The sequence below is a fragment of the Brevibacterium permense genome (assembly GCF_013280495.1).
Lineage (GTDB): Bacteria > Actinomycetota > Actinomycetes > Actinomycetales > Brevibacteriaceae > Brevibacterium > Brevibacterium permense.
This window is the reverse complement of record NZ_JABSSX010000015.1, coordinates 1-19,983: the sequence shown is the minus strand read 5'-3', so window position 1 is coordinate 19,983 and position 19,983 is coordinate 1. Positions and strand designations below refer to the sequence as shown.

The 19,983-nt window shown below is 62.8% G+C and carries 15 protein-coding genes and 2 pseudogenes; 10 read left to right on the top strand and 7 right to left on the bottom strand.

The window, feature by feature from the left end:
• Positions 1-320: 320 nt before the first annotated feature.
• A complete protein-coding gene (locus tag HK353_RS14910; RefSeq protein ID WP_173157380.1) occupies positions 321-740 on the top strand; it encodes a hypothetical protein in 420 nt (139 codons plus the stop codon).
• Positions 741-948: 208 nt separating this feature from the next.
• Here the strand turns inward: HK353_RS14910 and HK353_RS17335 are convergent, their stop codons facing one another.
• The gene (locus HK353_RS17335; RefSeq protein WP_342589955.1) at positions 949-1,224 is read right to left on the bottom strand and encodes a DUF2332 family protein; all 276 of its coding nucleotides are present in this window, start codon (positions 1,222-1,224) and stop codon (positions 949-951) included.
• A complete protein-coding gene (locus HK353_RS14905) occupies positions 1,121-1,975 on the bottom strand; it encodes a DUF2332 domain-containing protein (RefSeq protein WP_281063499.1) in 855 nt (284 codons plus the stop codon). Before HK353_RS14905 ends, HK353_RS17335 begins: the two co-directional genes overlap by 104 nt.
• Positions 1,976-2,291: 316 nt before the next feature.
• Here HK353_RS14905 and HK353_RS14900 point away from each other — a divergent pair, with 316 nt between their 5' ends.
• Together HK353_RS14900 and HK353_RS14895 are read left to right on the top strand one after the other, a co-directional pair.
• Positions 2,292-3,656, top strand: a complete 1,365-nt coding sequence (locus tag HK353_RS14900; RefSeq protein ID WP_173157378.1) for an MFS transporter — start codon at positions 2,292-2,294, stop codon at positions 3,654-3,656.
• A 73-nt stretch (positions 3,657-3,729) separates the two neighbouring features.
• The gene (locus tag HK353_RS14895) at positions 3,730-5,166 is read left to right on the top strand and encodes an FAD-binding oxidoreductase (RefSeq protein ID WP_173157376.1); all 1,437 of its coding nucleotides are present in this window, start codon (positions 3,730-3,732) and stop codon (positions 5,164-5,166) included.
• A gap of 153 nt (positions 5,167-5,319) precedes the next feature.
• Here HK353_RS14895 and HK353_RS14890 read toward each other — a convergent pair whose 3' ends face one another.
• Positions 5,320-6,333, bottom strand: a complete 1,014-nt coding sequence (locus HK353_RS14890; RefSeq protein ID WP_342589954.1) for a siderophore-interacting protein — start codon at positions 6,331-6,333, stop codon at positions 5,320-5,322.
• Between the two features lie 250 nt (positions 6,334-6,583).
• Between HK353_RS14890 and HK353_RS14885 the strand changes: the two genes are divergently transcribed.
• Positions 6,584-7,939 (top strand): D-serine ammonia-lyase, encoded by a 1,356-nt coding sequence (locus tag HK353_RS14885; RefSeq protein ID WP_173157374.1) that lies wholly within the window; start codon positions 6,584-6,586, stop codon positions 7,937-7,939.
• Positions 7,940-7,978: 39 nt separating this feature from the next.
• Here HK353_RS14885 and HK353_RS14880 read toward each other — a convergent pair whose 3' ends face one another.
• Complete coding sequence (locus HK353_RS14880) at positions 7,979-11,302, bottom strand: hypothetical protein (protein WP_245396062.1); 3,324 nt, start codon at positions 11,300-11,302, stop codon at positions 7,979-7,981.
• Between the two features lie 182 nt (positions 11,303-11,484).
• Here HK353_RS14880 and HK353_RS17185 point away from each other — a divergent pair, with 182 nt between their 5' ends.
• Positions 11,485-12,480: a hypothetical protein gene (locus HK353_RS17185; protein WP_245396061.1), complete on the top strand. Its 996-nt coding sequence runs from the start codon at positions 11,485-11,487 to the stop codon at positions 12,478-12,480.
• Between the two features lie 243 nt (positions 12,481-12,723).
• On the opposite strand, the gene HK353_RS14870 is transcribed toward HK353_RS17185, so the two are convergent.
• The gene (locus HK353_RS14870; RefSeq protein WP_342589953.1) at positions 12,724-13,110 is read right to left on the bottom strand and encodes a TniB family NTP-binding protein; all 387 of its coding nucleotides are present in this window, start codon (positions 13,108-13,110) and stop codon (positions 12,724-12,726) included.
• 31 nt (positions 13,111-13,141) lie between these two features.
• Here HK353_RS14870 and HK353_RS14865 point away from each other — a divergent pair.
• From HK353_RS14865 to HK353_RS14850, 5 genes and pseudogenes are all read left to right on the top strand, one after another.
• Positions 13,142-14,325 (top strand): annotated as a pseudogene (locus HK353_RS14865) (IS3 family transposase).
• Between the two features lie 41 nt (positions 14,326-14,366).
• A pseudogene (locus HK353_RS17180) lies at positions 14,367-14,582 on the top strand (arsenic resistance protein); the annotation flags it as partial.
• A 127-nt stretch (positions 14,583-14,709) separates the two neighbouring features.
• A complete protein-coding gene (locus tag HK353_RS14860) occupies positions 14,710-15,663 on the top strand; it encodes a cytochrome c oxidase assembly protein (protein ID WP_062862463.1) in 954 nt (317 codons plus the stop codon).
• Between the two features lie 425 nt (positions 15,664-16,088).
• On the top strand, positions 16,089-16,649 hold the full coding sequence (locus HK353_RS14855; RefSeq protein ID WP_245396060.1) for a copper resistance CopC family protein: 561 nt from the start codon (positions 16,089-16,091) through the stop codon (positions 16,647-16,649).
• Positions 16,650-16,658: 9 nt separating this feature from the next.
• The gene (locus tag HK353_RS14850) at positions 16,659-18,659 is read left to right on the top strand and encodes a bifunctional copper resistance protein CopD/cytochrome c oxidase assembly protein (protein ID WP_245396059.1); all 2,001 of its coding nucleotides are present in this window, start codon (positions 16,659-16,661) and stop codon (positions 18,657-18,659) included.
• 150 nt (positions 18,660-18,809) lie between these two features.
• Here the strand turns inward: HK353_RS14850 and HK353_RS14845 are convergent, their stop codons facing one another.
• The gene (locus tag HK353_RS14845) at positions 18,810-19,589 is read right to left on the bottom strand and encodes a cytochrome c biogenesis protein CcdA (protein WP_173157370.1); all 780 of its coding nucleotides are present in this window, start codon (positions 19,587-19,589) and stop codon (positions 18,810-18,812) included.
• Positions 19,586-19,983, bottom strand: a 398-nt coding sequence (locus HK353_RS14840; protein ID WP_173157368.1) for a TlpA family protein disulfide reductase, incomplete at its 5' end; no start/stop codon positions are given. The genes HK353_RS14845 and HK353_RS14840, both read right to left, overlap by 4 nt.

Below are 19,983 nucleotides of genomic sequence, written 5' to 3'. Positions count from 1 at the left end.
TGATAGAAATCAAGCATTCAACCATCGTCGGAGATGCCTTCAAGGCATCAGAAGAGAGGCACCGTGAGCACGTCGACAAATGACCGAGTCGGCCATCTCGGGTTCATCCACCTCGTTCCTTTCGATCGCGATGATCCTGGTCGCGGCCTGGCCGAGGGCATCGAACTGTACGGGAGAAGCCCGAGTACAAGGGCTTCGGCGGGGACATCGATTCCGAACGGGTGGAACCGCATGCGCCCGGACTGAGCGATCGCCTCTGGTATGGAGGGGGATCGCTGCGCTCGGCCACCTGGTCGGGCGGGGCTGGATTGAACTGGCTGATGAGCAACATCACCTCAGCCGAAGACGGCATCGAGGACTTCTCCGCCAACCAGGTCAACCAGATAGAGACGTACCGCAGGGCGCTCGCCGGTGGGAACGGACGCGTCAGTCTGGCTCGCGTGATCGTCCCCACCGATGGCGCGAGTCCGGTGCAGGCGGCCAAGTATCGGAAGTACGCTGAGGCACGGACTCCGCGGACCAAACATGTCCACGGGAAGAACACGATCATCGCACCGGACCTGCTCGGCTCGACCGAGGAGATCGTCGACTACCTGCTGTCCAACCAGGCTTTCCAGGCTTCGGATGACTATCTCTTCGAACTTCCGTTCGAGTTCGAACTCGATGACTGGAAGCACATCCTCCACCAACTTGCCACTGAGATCGGCCCGAAGCTCGGGTGGACGCCAACAAGCTCTTAGACGTCTCCCTCGGTGGGAACTGTCCGCCGCTGTTCGCTGCCTCGCTGTCGACGCTTCGTTCAAGGCGTCGCTCTTCGACCCAGCCGCGATCAAGGCGCAACTCAGTCCTCGAAAGGCGCACGGCTCGACGTCTGCGCTCTGCCTTGAACGAGCCTCCTGGGGGCGTCGACTGCTTGAGCACGGCCCCGATTCCGAGCGGGTCGGCGCATCAGGGGATCACCGCGATGCCGACATAGCTCTGCCCGTGCGGTCCGGTCAGAGCGACAGCTTGGCCGTCGACGCTGAGCACGAATCGCCCGTCGGGCTCGATCCCGAGTGTCTCGAGCTGAGCGCGAGTGTCAGGCAGAACGCCGGCTCCCTCATTGCTGATCCACACGATGTCATCGCGCGATTGCATGAGCGAAGCGAAGCGGGCACGCGCCTCGGCGTCGACATAGGCCAGCACCGCACTGTGGAAGACGACCGGTTGGTTCCCGGCTGGCACCTCGGCAAGCAGGGTTTCGATGGTGGCGAGCAGGTCGCCGCGGGACGAGGTGCGGGGGATCGGCGGCCGCGACCGAGGCAGCGGCGAGGAGGCGCTCCCGTCTCGACTCATGCTCCGGCCAGATCAACGAAGTCAGCCATTCCCGCTGGTCAGCATCGGTGATATCGAGAGGATTGAGATCGATTCCGGCCCGCCACGCGACCTCGTGGAGACGGTTCGGCACGGCAGTGTTCGTCAGTTCGCATTCGAGCACGACCGGGCTCGGACCGTCCGCAGGGTCGAGCGTCGTCGACTTCGCGGATGAACCGGACGACCAGGCCGCCTCGGTGACTGTGAACCGGTAACTGTACCGGTCGGGATAGAGGCAGAGCCCCGCTGAGGCGCCTACCTCGATGAGCGCAAGCGGTCCTGGAACCCGTGCGAGTGCTGGAAGGAGCGTCGCGCAACGACCCGCCTCATTCGTCTGGGTCGACCGGGCGAGCATGAGCTCGCGTACCTTCGCCCAGTCGTCGAGCAGCCATGTACGCAGGTCAGCATAGGAGCCTTCGCCAGCGCCGAGGTGGCGGGCTGCGCCGAAAAGCAGATTGGCTTGGCGCTTCGGTCGGGGAAGTTCGAGCAGGCGCGAGAGGATCTCGTCATCCGCGGCCACTCCCTCGGCCCATGCGGCGTAGATCGGGGAGGTGTCGGCCGCCTCGAGGCGGGCGAACTTGCCGTAGTAGTCGCGCAGAGTCTCGGTTTCGAGTTCCGTCATCGGCTGCACGTCGCCCCCTCGCAGTGGTATCCGCGCCTCAGTGACTTCATCGTACCGACCAGCTGCCCGACGGCGATCGGGCAACCGAAACGTCGTTCAAGGCTGAACGCGGATGTCGAGTCGAGCACGGTTCGGCATCTGAGCACCGGCTTGAACGAGCCGATTGGAGTCTCCGTCCCGGTATTCGGTACTTTTGCTGCGAACGCTAGGTCAGCCGCCCGCGCTGTCGTAATGTGTTGCCATCACGCGCCGACGACCATGTTCACGGCGCATCCCCGCGCCACCACCGTGGCCCGACCTGATCGAAGGAGATCCCATGTCATCCGAGGTGAGCCCGCCTGTGAGCGGACAGACCCCTGCCGATTCGGCACTGGAGAAGAGGACCCTGCGCAAGGTCCTCATCCGTCTCATCCCGTTCGTCATCGCGATGTACTTCATCAACTACCTCGACCGGACGAACATCGGCATCGCCGGACCGGGCGGCATGAACGAAGACCTCGCGATGAATGCGACCCAGTTCGGGTTCGCTGCAGGCATCTTCTTCTTCGGCTACCTCATCCTCGAAGTGCCCTCGAACCTTGCTCTGCACAAGTTCGGCGCCCGCATCTGGCTCGCCCGGATCCTCATCAGCTGGGGCATCGTCGCCGCGGCCATGGCATTTGTGCCCAACCACGGCTGGCTCTACGTGCTGCGGTTCCTCCTCGGCGTCGCCGAGGCGGGATTCTTCCCCGGAATCATCCTCTACCTCACGTACTGGTTCCCGACCTCGATGCGCGCGCGGGCCACGGCTCTGTTCATGCTCGCCATCCCGCTGTCCAGCGTCGTCGGTTCGCCCCTGTCGTCGTGGCTGATCTCCAGCGGCAACACGATCTTCGAGAACTTCGCCGGCTGGCGCTTCATGTTCGTCATCGAAGGTGTGCCCGCCGTCCTCCTGGGCATCATGTGCATCTTCTACCTCACCGACCGCCCGCGGGACGCGAAGTGGCTGAGCGCCGAAGAGCGCAACTGGCTGCAGTCGACGATGGACGCCGAGGAGAAGAGCAAGGAAGAGACCTTCCACTACCCGGTCCGCCGGTCCCTGCTGCAGCCCCGAGTGTGGGCCCTGTCCTTCGTCTACTTCGGCATGGTCTACGGCCTCTACGCCATGAGCTTCTTCTTGCCCACGATCATCGCCGGCTTCCAGGAGTCCTTCGGCGTCGAGTACTCGATCGTCGAGATCGGCCTCATCACGGCCATTCCCTATGTCTTCGGCGCCCTAGCCATGTACTTCTGGTCCCGGCACGGCGACCGCACGGGTGAGCGTGTGTGGCACGTGGCCATCCCGCTGTTCGTCGGCGGTGTGGCGATCCCCATCGCCCTCTACCTGTCCTCGCCGTTCACCACGATGATTGCCGTGACGATCACCTGCATGGCGATCTGCGCGGCCCTGCCGACGTTCTGGCCGCTGCCGCAGACCTTCCTCGCCGGCGCCGGTGCCGCCGCGGGACTCGCGCTCATCAACTCGCTCGGCAACTCCGCGGGCTTCTTCGCCCCCTACATCACCGGCTGGCTGGCTGACCTCACCGGAACCCAGAATGCCGGCATGTGGGTCGTCGGTGCGGCCATGGTCGCCGCCGGCATCGTCACCCTCATCCTCCGGGCCGCACCCGCCCCCGATAACCTGGACGTGAAGCTGAAGTGACGGCCCTCGCGGTCACTTCACCTCGCCGAGGCGGTCCAACGCCGCCTTCGCCCCACAGATCCGAGGAGCAGAATTGACGACCCCGACGTCCACCGCACCCGACTTCCCCAGCCTCGACCCGGCGGCACTCGATGATCTTGCCGCACGACTGAGCCCGGGTGCGCTGACAACCGACCCGGATGTCATCGACGCCCACTCCAGCGACGAAGCCCTGTTCTGCCCTCGCGAGGGGGCGATCGCCCTGGTCAGGGCCGCCTCGGCGGAAGACGTCCAAGAGGTCATGGCCTTCGCCAGCGCACATCGGGTGCCGGTCGTCCCGCAGGGGGCGAGGTCCGGGATCTCGGGAGGCGCGAACGCCTCACCGGGAGCGATCCTGCTCAACGTGTCGAAGATGAAGGACGTCGTGGCCGTCAACGAGGCAGAACGTCTCGTCACCGTCCAACCGGGCATCATCAACCAGGACCTCAAGGACCACCTCGCCCCGTTCGGACTGTCCTACCCGCCGGACCCCGGATCGGTGGCACTGTCATCGATCGGTGGAAACATCGCAACGAACGCCGGCGGACTCTGCTGCGTGAAATACGGTGTGACCAGGGACTACGTGCGCTCACTCAAAGTCGTCCTCGCCGACGGGACCATCACCACGCTCGGCCCGCAGACGGCCAAAGGCGTGGCCGGACTCGATATGCGCCATCTCTTCATCGGCTCCGAAGGAACCCTGGGCATCGTCGTCGAAGCGACGCTGCGCCTCGTGCCCGCCCTGCCCGAACCATTCACTGCGATCGCGACCTTCCCGGATGAGCGCAGCGGACTGCAGACCGTCGCCGACTTCATGGCCGGCGGCGGAGTGCCGAGCCTGTTCGAATTCCTCGACGGAGCCAGCCTGCGCATGCTCAACGACTACGGCGACTTCGGCCTCGACGGCGATGCCGGGGCGATGCTCATCATGCAGGTCGACGACAACCCGACCGATGCGGAGGCCGCGATGTCGACCTTCACCGAGGTGGCCCAACGCTGCGGTGCCCTCGACGTCGCGTACTCCGACGACCCGAGCGATTCCGCGGCTCTCATCACCGCCCGGCGGATGATCCAGCCGGCCTACGAGAAATTCGCCAACGCCCACGGCGGCGGGCAGCTGCTCGACGATGTCTGCCTGCCGCGCACCGCCGTGCCCGAATTCTGTGACCGTCTGGCCGAGCTGCGGTCATCGTCCGGACTCGAGATCGCCCTCGTCGCGCACGCCGGCGACGGAAATATGCACCCATCGGTGTTCTTCGACTCCGGCGATGCCGCCGAGACGGCGAAGGCCGAAGGGGTGTTCGCTGAGATCATGCGCATCGGCCTCGAACTCGGCGGCACGATCACCGGCGAACACGGGGTCGGGTTCCTCAAACGCGCTTGGCTGCCGAACGAACTCGACGAAGGATCACGACGGATCCAGCTGGCCGTGAAGAACGCGCTCGACCCGCTGGGCATCCTCAACCCGGGCAAGATGCTCGCCGAGATCTGAGCGCAGTCGGGCGGTCGGCAAGTGGCAGAACCCGACCCGCACGCGTTGTTTTCGTGCTCGAAGCTCGATTTGGGGTGGAGTCAATGCTGCCGACGACGAAGGCACAGATGAGGGTGCTGACGGCGAAGGCTCAGCTGAACCGGGTCTGAGGACTCAGCCCTCGGCCTTGCCCTGACGCCAGTAGCCCATGAACGCGATCTGCTTGCGGTCGACCCCGACTTCCTGGACGAGGTAGCGGCGCAGACGCTTGACCGGTCCGGCCTCTCCGGCAATCCAGGCATAGAAGGGGCGGTCGTCCTTGTCCGTCGCACTCGAACTGCCCTGAGCCGCCTCGGTGAGGGCCGCGGGAACATCCCAGAGGATCTCTTCGTCGATGTTGACAGCGTCGAGTTCCCGGACCTGAACATCCGGCCCGCCGGCCGACTCTGCCGCTCCAGCTGCGACGGGGATCCGGGTCTCCGAACGCACCGCCTCGCGGACGGCAGGTTCGAGCAGCTGACCGAAGTCGGCCTTCCCGCGCGGCAGCCATTCGATCTCGAAGCCGGTGGGTGCGGTCATGTCGATGATGTCCTCGGCGCTCGGGACCTCGAGAACGGCCTTGCCTCGGGCTTGGCTGTCCTTGAGCGAATCGAGGATCGAGGCGATGGCGGGTACGGCGGTCTCGTCGCCGGCGAGCAGGATCTGGTGGGCATCTCCCGGGGCGAACTCGATCCCGGCGCACGGAGTCTCCGAGGCACGGGAAGGGCCGATGATATGGAGGCGGTGCCCCACCTCGGCGGCTTCGGCCCACTCGGCCGCCGGGCCCGAGTGACCATGCTCATCGGTGTGGAGGACCATGTCGATGACGAGTCTGCGCTCGGCATCGTCCCATTCGCGCACGGTGTAGGTGCGCATCGCGCCGCGCACCTCGGGGCTGACCTGCAGCCAGGCCTGGTACCAGGACACTCCAGCGGCTTCCTGCTCGGTGAGGAATGCCGGCAGATCGAACTGCGGCGAGGCGGCACGCTGAGGAGGGATGACGAGTTTGATCCGCAGATCACGAGGGTGGGTGTTCGGGCCGAATTCCTCGAGTCCCGCACCCCCGAAAGTCACCCGACGGAAGGACGGGCTGAGGTCTTCGACGGCGAGGACCTCTGCTTCGAAGGCACCGATGGGGGCTCGTGACACTGATTCTCCTTCGCATCCCCAGGACCATGTGGCCGTGAGGGCGTCCCCGCGGGGGACGCGTTCTGTTCGCATGTGCAGCTGCCGTGGATAGCGGAACATCCGCAACGCTACCCTATCCTAATTGAGTAAGGCTAGCCTTCCCAAATAATGTCACGACGATCTCGCCGTCATCACAGGCACACCAATTCCGTCCCCACGAGGACGATCGTCAAGAGCTGGGGCCCGCACTCCGCCGGGCTACGATCGGTGCATGACCGACCTGCCTGACGAACTCAGCACCGACGAGATCATCCGATCCCTGGCATCGGGTGCCCCGACCACGTGGCTCCGCTCCACCGGCACCGAGGCGGCCCTGCCCGACCTCGGGGACGTGATGGATTCCGCGGCGGCCCGGTTCGACCGCTTCGCCCCATGGTTCGCCGAGACCTTCCCGGAGACGGCGACCGTTCCGGCCGAGCTCGCATCGGCGTTTCCAGACGTCAGCGGCGGACTGATCGAATCGGCGCTGGTTCCGGCGCCTGCGGCGCAGCATCGCCTCGACGGTCTGTTCGGATCCGAGCTGGGCGGACGGCTGTGGCTCAAACGCGACGACTCCCTGCCGGTGAGCGGGTCGATCAAGGCACGCGGCGGCTTCCATGAGGTGCTCGAATTCGCCGAGGCTGTCGCCGCTGAGCACGGACTCGACGCTCTTGACCCCGCCGCCTATTCGACTCGTGAGTTTCGTGAGATCGCCGCGAACCACCGCATCGTCGTCGGTTCGACGGGCAACCTCGGGCTGTCGATCGGGATCCTGAGCGCTCGCCTCGGCTTCGCCGCCTCGGTGCATATGTCCGCCGACGCCCGGGAATGGAAGAAGACGATGCTGCGCGACCACGGGGTCGACGTCATCGAACATGCCGGCGACTTCGTCGAAGCCGTCGAAGCCGGCCGCGCCTCGGCCGAGGCTGCCGCGAACACGCACTTCGTCGATGACGAGGACTCGGTGAGTCTCTTCGCCGGATACTCGGTGGCTGCTCTGCGGCTGGAGCGCCAGTTCGCGGCCGCCGGAGTGACCATCGACGAACATCGTCCGCTCACCGTCTATCTGCCGTGCGGAATCGGAGGCGGGCCCGGGGGAGTGACCTTCGGGCTCAAGCGGGTCTTCGGCGCTGCGGTGCGCTGTATCTTTGTCGAACCGAGCCAGGCGCCGGCGATGTTCCTTGGCGTGCGCACCGGTCGGTACGGCGGCATCTCCGTTCAGGACATCGGGCTGTCCGGAGCCACCGCTGCCGACGGACTCGCGGTCGCCCGCCCCTCACGCTTCATCGGACCGACGATCGGGCCGCTCATCTCCGGCTTCGCCGCGGTCCCCGACGAGGTCATCCGGGCAGGCGTCGGCGTCCTCCACGAGACCGAAGGCATCGATGTCGAACCTTCCGCAACCGCCGGGCTGACCATTCCGTGGCGGATGGGCGACCCGGCGGCTCAGTCCCAGACCGGTGTCCACCTCGTATGGCTCACCGGTGGGGCGATGGTCCCCGGCGATGAACGCGCCGCCTACGTCGAGGAAGGACTGGGGCTCGTCGAACGGATCAGCAGCCCCGCCTCGGCGATCTTCGTCGACTGAACGACGTGCCCCGACTGCGGCCGGGGCACGCGGCCTCGGTCACCAGTCCCAGGGGTCGTCGTTGACAGTGATGACGATCTTGCCGTCGACGATCTCGGCCGTGCCGTTGAAATCGAAGGTCACGGTGTCATCGAAGGGTTCGGACTCGTCGAACATGTCGCAGGTGCCTGTCACGAGAGCCTCACCGGAGGTATCCGAGGAGATCAGCCACGCCGGACCGCCGTTCGGACCGGTCGCGTGCTCGGGGTTCGAATACTGGTCGGCACCCATGGAGTCATCGGCGACGGTCACCGTCGGATACGACGAGATCGACCATTTCAGGCCCGAGGCGTCATAGCTTTCGGCCAGTGACGACCCGAACGGGCACCCGTCGGGCTGCGCGACGGACTTCTTCGCGCAGCTGTCGATGAGCGTCTTGACCTGCTTGTCGACCTCGGTGCGGAACGCGTCCGAGGGTTGGGCGGCGAGCAGCGGAGTGTCCTCACCTTCCATGTTCGTGTCATCGCCGAGGAACGCCCGCACCTCGACCGCATCTGCGGTGATGAGATCGGACTTCTCGGCCAGGTCGATCGTGTAGAGACCGGGGAAGGCCGGCAGGGACAGGGTCGACCCGTCGCTGTCGACGTCGATTCCGTTGACCTTGACCTTCTTGAGGCCGGGAGTGTCGACGGTGAGAGTGAGCAGGTCGGGGCTCTTGAGCGTCCAGTCGTCGAAGAACAGCGCCTTCTTCCCCGCCTTGTGCAGGGTCAGCGTGCTGTTGCCTTTGGAACCGCCGATATCGTAGGTGACCGCGACAGTCGCTGTGTCTCCGGAGATCTCGGCATCCTCGACGGTGACATCGTCGGGCAGTGCCTTGGAGCCGCCGAGGACGTCGTTGGTCAGCAGGGTTCGTGACTCCTGTGGGGCGTCGACGTCGGCGACCTTGAGTGCGCCTTCGGCGTCACCGTCGGAGAGTTCCCCGAAGTACTTCTCCACCGTCGCCTCGGGGCCGAACATGTGCCCGTTGAGCTGGGTGACGACGATGAGCGCGGCCACGAGGAGGAGGACGGCGCCTCCGGCGACGACCGAGACGAGCTTCGCCTTCTTCTTGTCGAAGGGTTGGGCCGGGCCTGCGTACGGCTGCGCGGCGTACATTCCCTGCGGAGCCGAGTACGACTGCTGTCCGGCGGCACCCTGCGAATAGGCATAAAGCTGCTGGTCGGACGGGGTCGGATGCTGCGGACCGACCGGCGCGGAGAACTGCTGTGGACCATGCGGCGCACCGGCTGGTTGGCCGCCGGGCTGGCCCTCCGTCTGTCCCTGCGAGCCGAACGCCGTCGACGATGCGGGCGGACCCTGATGGCCGGCAGGCCCCTGCGGTCCGAACCCACCGGCCCCGTGTGGTCCGACTTCGCCGGGTCCTGGAGCGACCGGCGGCGGCGTCGGAGTGGCCGCGTGAGCCAGATCGGGATGGACGAACGCGAACTGCGGTTCGCTCATGCCCAGGTACGGACCCCAGTGCGGGTGCACGGTCCGTCCGGCGGCGATCCGTGCCACGGCCGGGAAGGTGAGGGCCAGACGTGGGCCGAGGGTGCGTGAAAGCACCTCGATGATCCCGCCCCAGAGGGCGAAGATGAGGAACGTCCAGGCCAAGGGGCCGATCCCCGCACGGGCCGCACCGGAACCGCCGAAGAACATGGCCGCCTCGGCGGACCCGGACATCGACAGGTTCGCGGGGATGGCCAGCAGCGACAGCAGACCCCAGACGAAGCAGAACGCCACCGGCAGCTTCCACGCGCTCGACCACTGCTGCTTGTCCTGCTCGATCACGGTCCAGGCCGGACGCCGGGTGACGGTGGCGACGATCGTTGCGATCAGTACGGCGGCCACGACGACGAGCAGACCCAGCCACAGCGGCCCGGGAGCCTCGCGGCTGAACAGGGTGAGGCTCTCGGAGAAGGTGTCCGAGTACAAGCCAAAGTCGCCCTGGGCGGTCGCGCTGATTCCGCCGAGGTGGGTCAGCGACGTGAGGATGAGGCCCATATTCACGAACGTCAGCGGCACCAGCTGTCCCGGCATCTCGACGGACAGTGGCAGGACGAAGAGCGCGACGATCGAGAACACGGCCACGTTGAGGGCGAGGTGGATCCAGGTCACCAGCAGAGGCGGAACAGCCCAGCGCAGGAATGGTGCACCGATCGCCTCGGTGCCCTTGAAATGCCCGGCGACACGACCGGCGATGCTCGTGATGAGGATGACGAGCAGCGGCAGGAAGAATGATCGGGCGGTGACCGCCGAGAAGCTGAAGGTGAACGATCCTTCCTCCTCGAAGGCGGAGGCGCGGGCGGCGAAGATGACCTGGAGGAGGAAGAGCACGAGCGTCATCGCCAGGGTCGCGACCCCGATGCGGATCCACGTGGACACCCGGTTGGGCGCGGGGGAGCGGCGTTCGCTCAATTTCGTCATCCACCACAGCAGGCCCACGGTGACGATGGTGACCACCAGAGGTGCGCCGGTGGTGAAGATGCCCAGTTGGGCGTTGAAGCTGTCAGGGGCGTTGATGTCCAGGCGCAGCGCCGCCGAACCGAACAGCGACAGAGCCATGAGGATGAACGGCAGGGCGTAGTTGAGGCTGTCGAGGTTGAGGCCGGTCTCCTCGGTCAGCGAGTCGAACTCCGACATCGACGTGAGGATGACGGTGAGGATGATGGAGACGATGATGCCGCCGAGGAGGGCGATCCCCGGCGGGATCAGGGCCGTTTTCCACGTCGCTCCCTTAGCCAGCGCCGAGGCGAATTTCGACTTCGGGGCATTCGCGGGGTAGCCCCGTGGCGCGGGGTAGGGCACAGGACCGGATTGGCCGGGAGGGTAGGGTCCCTGTTGGTGAGGGACCTGATGATAGGGCGCCTGCTGGGAGGGGCCAGAGTCCTGCGTATAGGCCCCTTGCGGGTAGGCACTCTGCTGGTATGGATCGGGTTGATGGGGACCGGGCTGATTCGACCCGGGCCATTGGGCATATGGACCGGCGGTCTGAGAATACGGGCCCGAGCCTTGCGGGGCTGCGCTCGCCTCATGGGGCTGAGGGTCCCTGTTCGCAGAGTCGCTCTCGGCTGCGTTCTCATACGGGTCGACTGTCTGCTCGGTGGTGGGCGTGCCGTCTTCCGGTGGTGCCCAGCGAGCGGTCTCCTCGGTGGAATCCCCTTCGCTGGAATCGGGTTCATCGACGCCTGCAGAATCTGCTGAGTCAGTCGTTTCGGAACTCTTTGCATCCGAGGTCGCGGCGGCGTCCGGAGCCTCGTCTTCGGGACTCTCCTGGTCCTCGGCGGTCTGATCCTTCGGATCCTCGGCGGCGGTCGGTGTCGTCTCGTCGGATTCGTCGTTCATACCCAGTCCTCAAGGTCCTCCAGTGCAGTTGCCCGACAGCTCCGCAATGTCATTCAAATCGAAACAATCAACTGAGCAGATCAAGCATGTGTAGTTCACAACTTATATTAGGCTGTTAATGCAAGAGAAGTTCTATATTGGGACTTTTTCTGAAATACGGCGTGATCGATCTGGAGTTACGAATGAGTACGAACCCTCCCGGGCGCGGGGATGAGAACGAATGGGACGTCAACGACCGGTCGGGAAGCCAATGGTCCTCGCAGCCCGGATCGCAGCCGGGACCCCCTCCGAGTCCGCAGTCAGGGCCTCAGTCGGGCAATGGTTGGGGCACACCTCCGCCGCCTTCTCAGTCACCTCAGCCGCAGCGTCCCTATATCCAGACCCCGCACTCGCAGAGCGGCCCGCCTCATCGCAACGGTCAGCCTCCTCATCAGCAGAGCGGGCCCTCCCAGGCTCAGGGCACCCACGCCTTCCCGGCCGGCGGCCAAGCACCGGCCGCAGGAATGCCTCCGCAGCCCGCGCACCAGCAGCCCTACGGCTACGGTCCGGGACCGTATCAGCAGTCCGGACCGCCGGCGCAGAAGAAGCGCGGCGGGCTGATCGCGCTCCTCGTCATCGTCGGCATCGTCCTTGCAGGGGGCATCGGATGGGGCGCGGCGACGTTCTTCTCGAAGAACTCCGAGGACCCCGCCAATGTCGCCTCCACCGATGAGCCGACGAACGCCGTCAGCGATGACGGTTCGGCTGCGGCCAGCAATTCACCCGAACCCACCGAGACCGAGTCGGCGCTTCCCGACGACCCGAAGAAGGCACTCGAACAGCTCGCCGACTCCGACGGGCAGACAGCGAAGAGCGAACTCAACGGCAAATGGGTGCCGCAGCTGAGTTCGAAGAAGGTCGGCCTCGAGGCCGAGGGAAAGACCTGGGACGAAGAAGCGATCCTCGAAGAATTCGAAGGACTGCGCGAAGAGTTCCCCCGCGTGAAGCTCATCTGGTCCGGCGATTTCAGCAGCTTCAAAGAGGACAACTTCTGGGTCACCGTCGTCGGCATCGGCTACGACGACCCCGATGATGCTCTGTCCTGGTGCTCATCGCATGGCCTCGGCCCCGAAAGCTGCTACGCCAAACAGCTCAACACCTCTGGCGGCCACGAAGGAACGACCCGCCTGCAGGACTGAGATCCCGCCAGTATGACCGATGACTCCATCGCCGAGGCGGCCCGCCCTTCTCATGCCTGGAGGGATAGACGAAGGGCCACCTGAGCGGCTCATCCGTGGATTCGCCGCCGGTTGTTCACCGCGAACACCGCAATGCCGATGACGAGCCAGATCGCGCCGATGACCAGGGCCAGAGGATTCGCGCTGACGAGCACGGCGATGAGCTGTGAATTGCATCGGTAAATGGCATGGTTTTCACAGCGTTTAGTGACCGATGAGGAGAGCCTGCCGAGCTGCCTCGACAACCTCGGGCGTCAACTCGTTGAGGTCGTTCACGGTCTGCACGCGCTCGATCTGGGTGAGTAAACGGTCGACGAGGCGGAAGTTGCCTGCGGTGATCCGGACGATAGTCGCGATCGCGGTTGCGTGGGCGACGCCACCATCGGTTGCCTCGCCCTCAGCTGGAAGTCGTCTGGCCAAGACTGCGGTGAGTTCATCCGCGGACAACTGGCGGTACTCGTGAGCGAAACCGATACGGCTGTAGAGCTGCGGGTAGCGGGCGAGGCGTTTCTCGATGCCCGGCATACCAATGAGGATGACGCCCATGTGGTGATGGTCGAAGGGGACTGCTGAAGGTTTGGTTGACTTCACGACTGGATAAATTCCAGGAAGGATAGAAGTCATGCCAAAGATCTACACCCATGAGTTCAAGCAATCAGCACTTGAGCTCCTGAACGACGGGATGACCCAGAAGCAGGTCTGTGCCGACCTCGGCATCTCGAAGTCAGCGCTACAAGCCTGGGTACGTGACTCGCGGCTACGCGAGCACGGACTCGAGCCCTCCCGTGATGTCGAGGAGTCACGCGCCCAGGCGGCAGCGCTCAAACGCATTCCCGAGCTCGAGAGGGAGAACAAGATCCTCCGCGAGGCCTCCGCCTACCTCTCGCAAGCGAACTTGAAGCTCGGTGACCATCACCCAAAATGATGTACCCGCTGGTCCTCGACCTTGCTGCCACCGGGTGCCGGTGGCAGTGACCTGTCGGGTGCTCGGCTTCACCAAGCAGGAGTTCTACAAGTGGTGGGCTCATCCGGTCTCAGCACGGGACTGGGACGAGGCGCACCTGATCAATGCCGCCCATGATGTCCATACGGACGATCCTTAAGTTCGGATACGGTTTCATCGCCGATGAACTCCACGCCGCAGGTCTGCAAGCGTCAGAGCGTCGTGTGTGGCGATTGTGCTCGCAGCAAGAGCTGTTCTCGAACACGATCAAACGAGCTCGGAAACATGGGAAGAAGCCCGTCCCGCCAGTGTGTGATGACCTCGTCAAACGAGACTTCACGGCCAAGGCAATCAACGAATTGTGGCTGACCGACGTCACGGAGCATCACACCGGTGAGGGCAAGCTGTACATGGGCGCGGTCAAGGACGTGTTCAGCAACAGAATCGTCGGCTATGCCATCGACTCGAGAATGAAGTCGCGCCTGGCCGTAGCAGCGATTGACGATGCTGTAGGCCGCCGCGGCGGGGCTAGCGTTGTGGCCGGTTGCGTGGTGTATTCGGACCGCGGGTCGCAATTTCGTTCCCGCAAATTCCAGCACGCTTTACGGCACTATGGGCTCGTCGGATCGATGGGAAGGGTTGGTGCTGCTGGCGACAACGCGGCGATGGAATCGTTCTTCGCTGTTCTGCAGAAGAACGTCCTCGTTAGAGGCCGTTGGGACACACGAGCGAGGTTGCGCACAGCGATCGTGCACTGCGTCGAGCGAACCTATCACCGGAAGCGCAGACAGAGGAGACTGGATCAACTGACCCCGGTTGAATACGAGCTTGTTCACCACAAGGCCGTCGCTCTGGCGGCATAAACCCCGGAGTCAACTCAACCTTCAGCAGTCCCAAGATCTTCAGGCTTGATACCGGAAGTACGCGGGCGGCCGTTTTCAGTGGTGCCACCCGCAACTCACTGGTCGTGCTGCCGCTAACATTGGAGCTACCGGCTCCGTTCACTTTGGTGGCCCTCGTAGTGGTCACTCAGACACTAGTGGAGCTTGTCGGAATGGTTGTCTACGTCAAGGTGATTCCGCGTATCGTTACACAGCACACACCAATGACCCCCATTTAGCCTCGACAAAAGTCCTGACGAGTGACCGACTGTCAGCCAGCAGGTCTTGTTTTCGACTGCCTAGGGTCGGCGCGTAGTCTTTGGTGAGAAGCGCGTCCGTGCCTAAGACGCCGAGGAAGGACGTTCAATGGCAGATTTCACCTGGGTTCCCACCAAAGCCCCCTCAATTCAGACCTTCCTTGGCTTCGAGTTGCAACCAATCCCGGTCATCCCGCTCCTCGCCGGGATTCTTGCCCTGTTCTACATCATCGGATGGATTCGACTCGCAATCCAGGGACGCCGCTGGCCGGCCTGGCGGGGAGTGTTATTCCTCCTCGGTTGCCTGCTGCTAGCTGCAGTCATGGGGCTGGCCATCGAAGGATACGGGCAAGTAATGTTCTCAGTCTTCATGTTCCAACAGATGACGCTCATGATGGCTGTACCACCTCTTCTACTCCTTGGTGCTCCAGGGTCCCTTCTTCTCCGTTCGTCACCGCGGAATCTACCCGGGCGAATCGTCCTCAAGCTCGCAATTTTCGGTCTACGCTCGTGGGTGGGCAAGGTCGTTGTCCATCCACTGTTCTCGATTCCTCTATTCCTCGTCCTCTTCTATGGCCTCTACCTCTCGAATGCTGCGAATTTCGTGCTGGGCTCAGGCATTGGTGGCCATATCGGCCTTGAACTCGTCTTCCTCTTCACTGGAATCATCTTCAATGCGACGCTCATTCCGGCAGACCCGCTTCCTGTGCCCGAGTCTCACGTTGTACGGATTTTTCATTCTTTTCTCGAAGCCGGACTTCACGCGTTCTTCGGTGTAATTGTCATGATGGCATCCCTGCCTTTAGTCGACCGATTCACCCAGATGCCAGCAAGCTGGGGCATAGACGTGATGGAGGACCAGAAGCTTGCGGGCGGTATTGCTTGGGCCTACGGCGAGGGGCCAGCGGTAGCGATTCTCCTCGTCGTACTCATTACTTGGTCTCGTCAGGAGTCGAAGAACAATGCAGTCCGTGATCGCGAAGTCGCACGTCACGGAGACAAAGACCTTGATGCCTACAACGAATACCTCAAAGCACTAAACCGCGGCGAGGTCACGATCTGAACGCCCAAACGCACTCCCATAAAGAGTAAAACTTGGTACAGCTCAGTTCTATTTTCCAGTCAACGCGTTCCTGCATCCTTCGCACAGTCAGCATGCACTGTATAGTCAGCGAATGCTGACTATAGCCCTTTGTGTCGCTGTAAAGAACCGACCGGTCTCCTGCCGCGCCGTAGTGGCTGACCTCGGCCTCATGCGGTTGAACGTGACGAAGCTTCTAGCGAAGCTGTGACCCTGATCGGTGGCGGCTCCTACCTTTCCTACCGCTCTTGGGCAGCATGGACACAACGGGACGATCCTAAGCAACCACAGAGGCGGCCAAGACGAGCAGTCATGGATAACCCCAGACCCAGCACTGATACTCTAATCCCGTTGTCTACAGGAGGTAGAAATTGGTTCTCACAGCGATCCCCCGACCCACGAACCGGATGTTAACCGTTCTCGCACTGGTGTTGGTAGCTTTCCTGCTGCCTGTCGCACCAGTCTCTGCACACGAAACCGTGACCGCGACAAACCCCGAAGATGGGCAGAATCTCAGTACCGCCCCCGAGGCCATCGAAATTTCGTTTAGTGATACTCCACTGTCGATGGGATCGAAGATCCAAATCACCGACTCTTCAGGCACGAACTGGGCCAAAGGAGATGTCGAAATCGATGGCGACGCCGCTGTTCAACCCATCAAGGCAGGGGCACCTGCCGGAGAATACACAGTGACCTGGCGAGTGGTTTCGTCCGATTCTCATCCGATCGACGGCACGTTCTCCTTCACCGCGACGAACGGTACCCACGATTCCTCGGCCCCTAGCCCCAAACAAACAGAGAACGAGTCCGCGGCCCCAGAACCCTCGCAAACGGAAACCGCGCAGGCTACTGACGAAGAGGACGTGAAGTTCCCAGCGAGCTTCATCGTCGTTTGGGTCCTTCTCTTTGTCGCAGCGGTGCTCGTTATCGTCACGCTCGTCCTGCAACAAAAGCATAAAAGGCAATGAAACAGCACTTTGATCGGCGAGGTCACACTGATGAATAGTGCGACTCCCGGTCGTCCGGTCATGAGCGGGCGCTGGCAATCTCTTGTGTGGCTTCTGGCTACTCTGGCTGTTTCCGTCGCTGCTGTCATAGCAAGCGCGGCCTTCTCCGGTGCGGCAGCAGAACGTGAGGCGTTGGACCCCGGGGCATTTGTGCGTTGGGCGCTACCGATCGCCTTGACCGTGCATCATCTGGTGTTGGGGGTGGTCGTTGGCTGCCTGATCTTCGCGGCAACACTCGTTCCGTCCAAAGGCACTGACACGGCAGAAGAGGATTCGGCTGCCCATCCTGCATTCACTCGCGTGCGAACCGTTGCCGTCGCCGCATCGTTCGTGTGGCTGGGTTCAGTGGTGGTGGTGACGGTGCTGACCTATGCCAATCTCGTGGGCCAGCCAGTGTCGGGTAGTGCGGCCTTCCTTAGTCAGCTGACCTACTTCCTCACTGACCTCATAGTCGGTCAAGCCTGGGGTGCAATCACCGTCATTGCCTTCTTCGTTTGCAACTTAGCCTTTTTCTTTCGCTCCACCACCGGCCTGGCATGCACAGCCCTGCTCGCGTTGACTGCCATCGTCCCCATTTCACTGATCGGTCATGCTGCAGGCAGCGACGACCATTATGCCGGTGTCGGTGCGCTGGCTGTGCACTGGCTCGGAGTCCTTGTCTGGGTTGGTGGCGTTGCAGCACTTGCCGTCACCATCCCCGTGCTGGCCACAATGGGTACCACGCTTGTGACAAAATCGGTGATCGCCCGCTTCTCTGCACTGGCCGGCGTGGCGTTCTTCCTCGTTCTTGGCTCGGGTGTGATCAACGCTGCCCTCCGACTCGGCGAATGGGACGGGTTGCTGAGCCGCTACGGTCAGCTGATCGTCATCAAGTTCTCCGCAACCCTGCTGCTCGGAGCCATCGGATTCACTCATCGCCGATGGTCCATTACTCAAGTCGGAAGCAGATCCGGCACACTACTCGCTTGGCGCCTGGTCATTGTCGAAGTCCTCATCATGGGCGCAGTCATCGGCGTCACCGCGGCACTGGGACGAACGGCCCCACCCGTCCCCCTTGAACTCGAGCCAGCGATCACCCCCGCCGAAGTCCTCACCGGCTATCCCGTGCCACCGTCCCTGACCTGGTACCGGTGGCTCAGCGAGTGGCGGTGGGACTGGCTCTGTTTAGCTTTCATACTCACTGCTGCCGCCGTCTATCTCCTTGGGGTTCGCAGGACTCGCATAACCGGAGAAAGATGGCCACGGAAACGCACCGTCAGCTGGTTCACCGGCATTGTCCTGCTGGTTTATGTCACGTGTGGTGCCCCAACGATCTACGGCATGGTCCTCATCAGCGCCCACACCGTCATGCTGCTGGCCATCGCTGTGCTCATTCCACTTCTCCTGGCGTTCGGCTCACCCCTGGACTTGCTGCGCCTGGGCGTGCCCCGGCGTACCGATGGTAGCCGAGGACCGAGGGAATGGATCGAGGCACGCACCCCGATAGTCAGTTCCGTGGTCAGGAATCCGCTGTTCAGCGGTGCAGTTTTAGTACTGTCGCTCACTCTGCTTTACTACACTTCGTTGTTGCGACTGTCATTAGAGTTCTGGATCGCCCACCAAGTCACCAATCTGTACTTCCTGATCATCGGATTCTGGTTCATGGCCACGGTCATGCGGACTCGAGTCAAGCCGCGAACACGTCTCCGGCAGATCCTTACCATTGCTGGGGTCGCAGGTATCTTCCTGCTCTGGGCCAACATGCTCGCCTTCGGTGTGAGTCCCGTTCTCGAAGTGGACTGGTTCAGCAGCCTCGACCGGACATGGGGGCCGGCAATCGCCGTCGACCAGCAGCATGCAGGCACAGCAGTTCTCCTGATCGGGGTTGCGCCTCTGGCAGTAGTGCTCGCCAGGTTCATTTCGTACAAATCCAGCTCAACTTCCACCGGTGCTACAGACACCAGCCGGTCCTTACCCGATGCCTTCCTCTGATCAAATAAAGCGGTTTACCATGATGAAGCGCATCTACTCCTGCGAAGAACAAACGTCGTAGTCGTTGCCGCACACTGCACCGCACCTGACGCGGCCGATTGTCGACTGCGACCCTTCAGCCCGGTTCAGATGTGTCTGTGACTGGTCGTCTCAGACCACGGTGGAAAAGCCGCCAATGAGACCCTGCAGTCCATTGACCCATTGAGTCCATACTCCAGTGATTAGCAGTATTCCGATTCCGATGAGAACGGCCCCTCCGGCACGGGTAATTCCTGCATGGTGATTTTTGACCCACCTCAAGCGACCGCCGCCTCTGATGAGCAGCAAAGAGACAAGCAGGAAGGGCATGCCAAGACCTAGGCAATAGCTGAGGGTCAATATAGTTCCGCGAAGCAAGGCACCGGATCCTGTCGGCCCGAAACTGGTCGTCAACGCAAGCACTGCTGCTAATGTCGGCCCCATGCACGGGGCCCAGCTGAACGCGAATGTTCCGCCGAGAAGCGGTGCTCCCCACAGTCCCGCCTGGGGGCGACTCTTGATATGCCACTCCCGCTGGAGAAGACTCAACCCTCCCATGAAAATGATCCCCGCCACGATGACGATTGCACCCATGATGCGATTGATCACGTCCGCCCAGGCGCTGAGAAGTATTCCCGTGAGAGAAAAGACGAGTCCAATTGAGACGAAGACAGCCGAAAAGCCGAACATGAACAAGAACACACCAATGACCACGCGGAATGTCTTCTGATCTTCGAGTGACTTCCCAGCAAGTCCAGTGACATAGCCAAGATAGCCAGGCACCAGCGGTAACACGCAGGGCGACAGGAACGAGATGATCCCGGCGGCCACAGCAATCGGGATTGCCAGCAGCATCGGGCCCGAGGTTGCTATCTGTGAGAACTGTTCACCGATCGTTGCCATGGCAATCACGCGTCTGTGGCAAGTACGTCAGTGATGAGGCCAGCAAGAGTCGAGCGATCGACGATCCCGACGACACGAGCAGCAGGACGACCCTTGGAATCGAGAATCACCGTCGAAGGCACAGCCTGCGGTGGAAGAAGACTGCTCAACGCCGCCACCGCCTGACCTTCCTTATCGAGCATGGATGGGTAAGTGATGCCGAATTGTCGAGCAAATGCGTTGGCCGCGGTAGCTTCATCTCGGACATTGATGCCCAGGAAGTGCACTCCCTCCTTGCAGAAGGATTCGTAGCTTTCCTGAAGGTCTGGTGCCTCTTCTCGACACGGTGGGCACGCTGCGTACCACAAGTTCAATACCACTGGGCTACCCTGCCATTCTTGTAGGTCGAAGGCATCCCCGTTCG

Excerpts from the sequence above, each read along its gene's own strand:
- HK353_RS14910 (WP_173157380.1), top strand. The coding sequence starts at position 321 with ATGAGCAACATCACCTCAGCCGAAGACGGCATCGAGGACTTCTCCGCC.
- HK353_RS14905 (WP_281063499.1), bottom strand. The coding sequence starts at position 1,975 with ATGACGGAACTCGAAACCGAGACTCTGCGCGACTACTACGGCAAGTTC.
- HK353_RS14900 (WP_173157378.1), top strand. The coding sequence starts at position 2,292 with ATGTCATCCGAGGTGAGCCCGCCTGTGAGCGGACAGACCCCTGCCGAT.
- HK353_RS14885 (WP_173157374.1), top strand. The coding sequence starts at position 6,584 with ATGACCGACCTGCCTGACGAACTCAGCACCGACGAGATCATCCGATCC.
- HK353_RS14880 (WP_245396062.1), bottom strand. The coding sequence starts at position 11,302 with ATGAACGACGAATCCGACGAGACGACACCGACCGCCGCCGAGGATCCG.
- HK353_RS17185 (WP_245396061.1), top strand. The coding sequence starts at position 11,485 with ATGAGTACGAACCCTCCCGGGCGCGGGGATGAGAACGAATGGGACGTC.
- HK353_RS14860 (WP_062862463.1), top strand. The coding sequence starts at position 14,710 with ATGGCAGATTTCACCTGGGTTCCCACCAAAGCCCCCTCAATTCAGACC.
- HK353_RS14855 (WP_245396060.1), top strand. The coding sequence starts at position 16,089 with ATGTTAACCGTTCTCGCACTGGTGTTGGTAGCTTTCCTGCTGCCTGTC.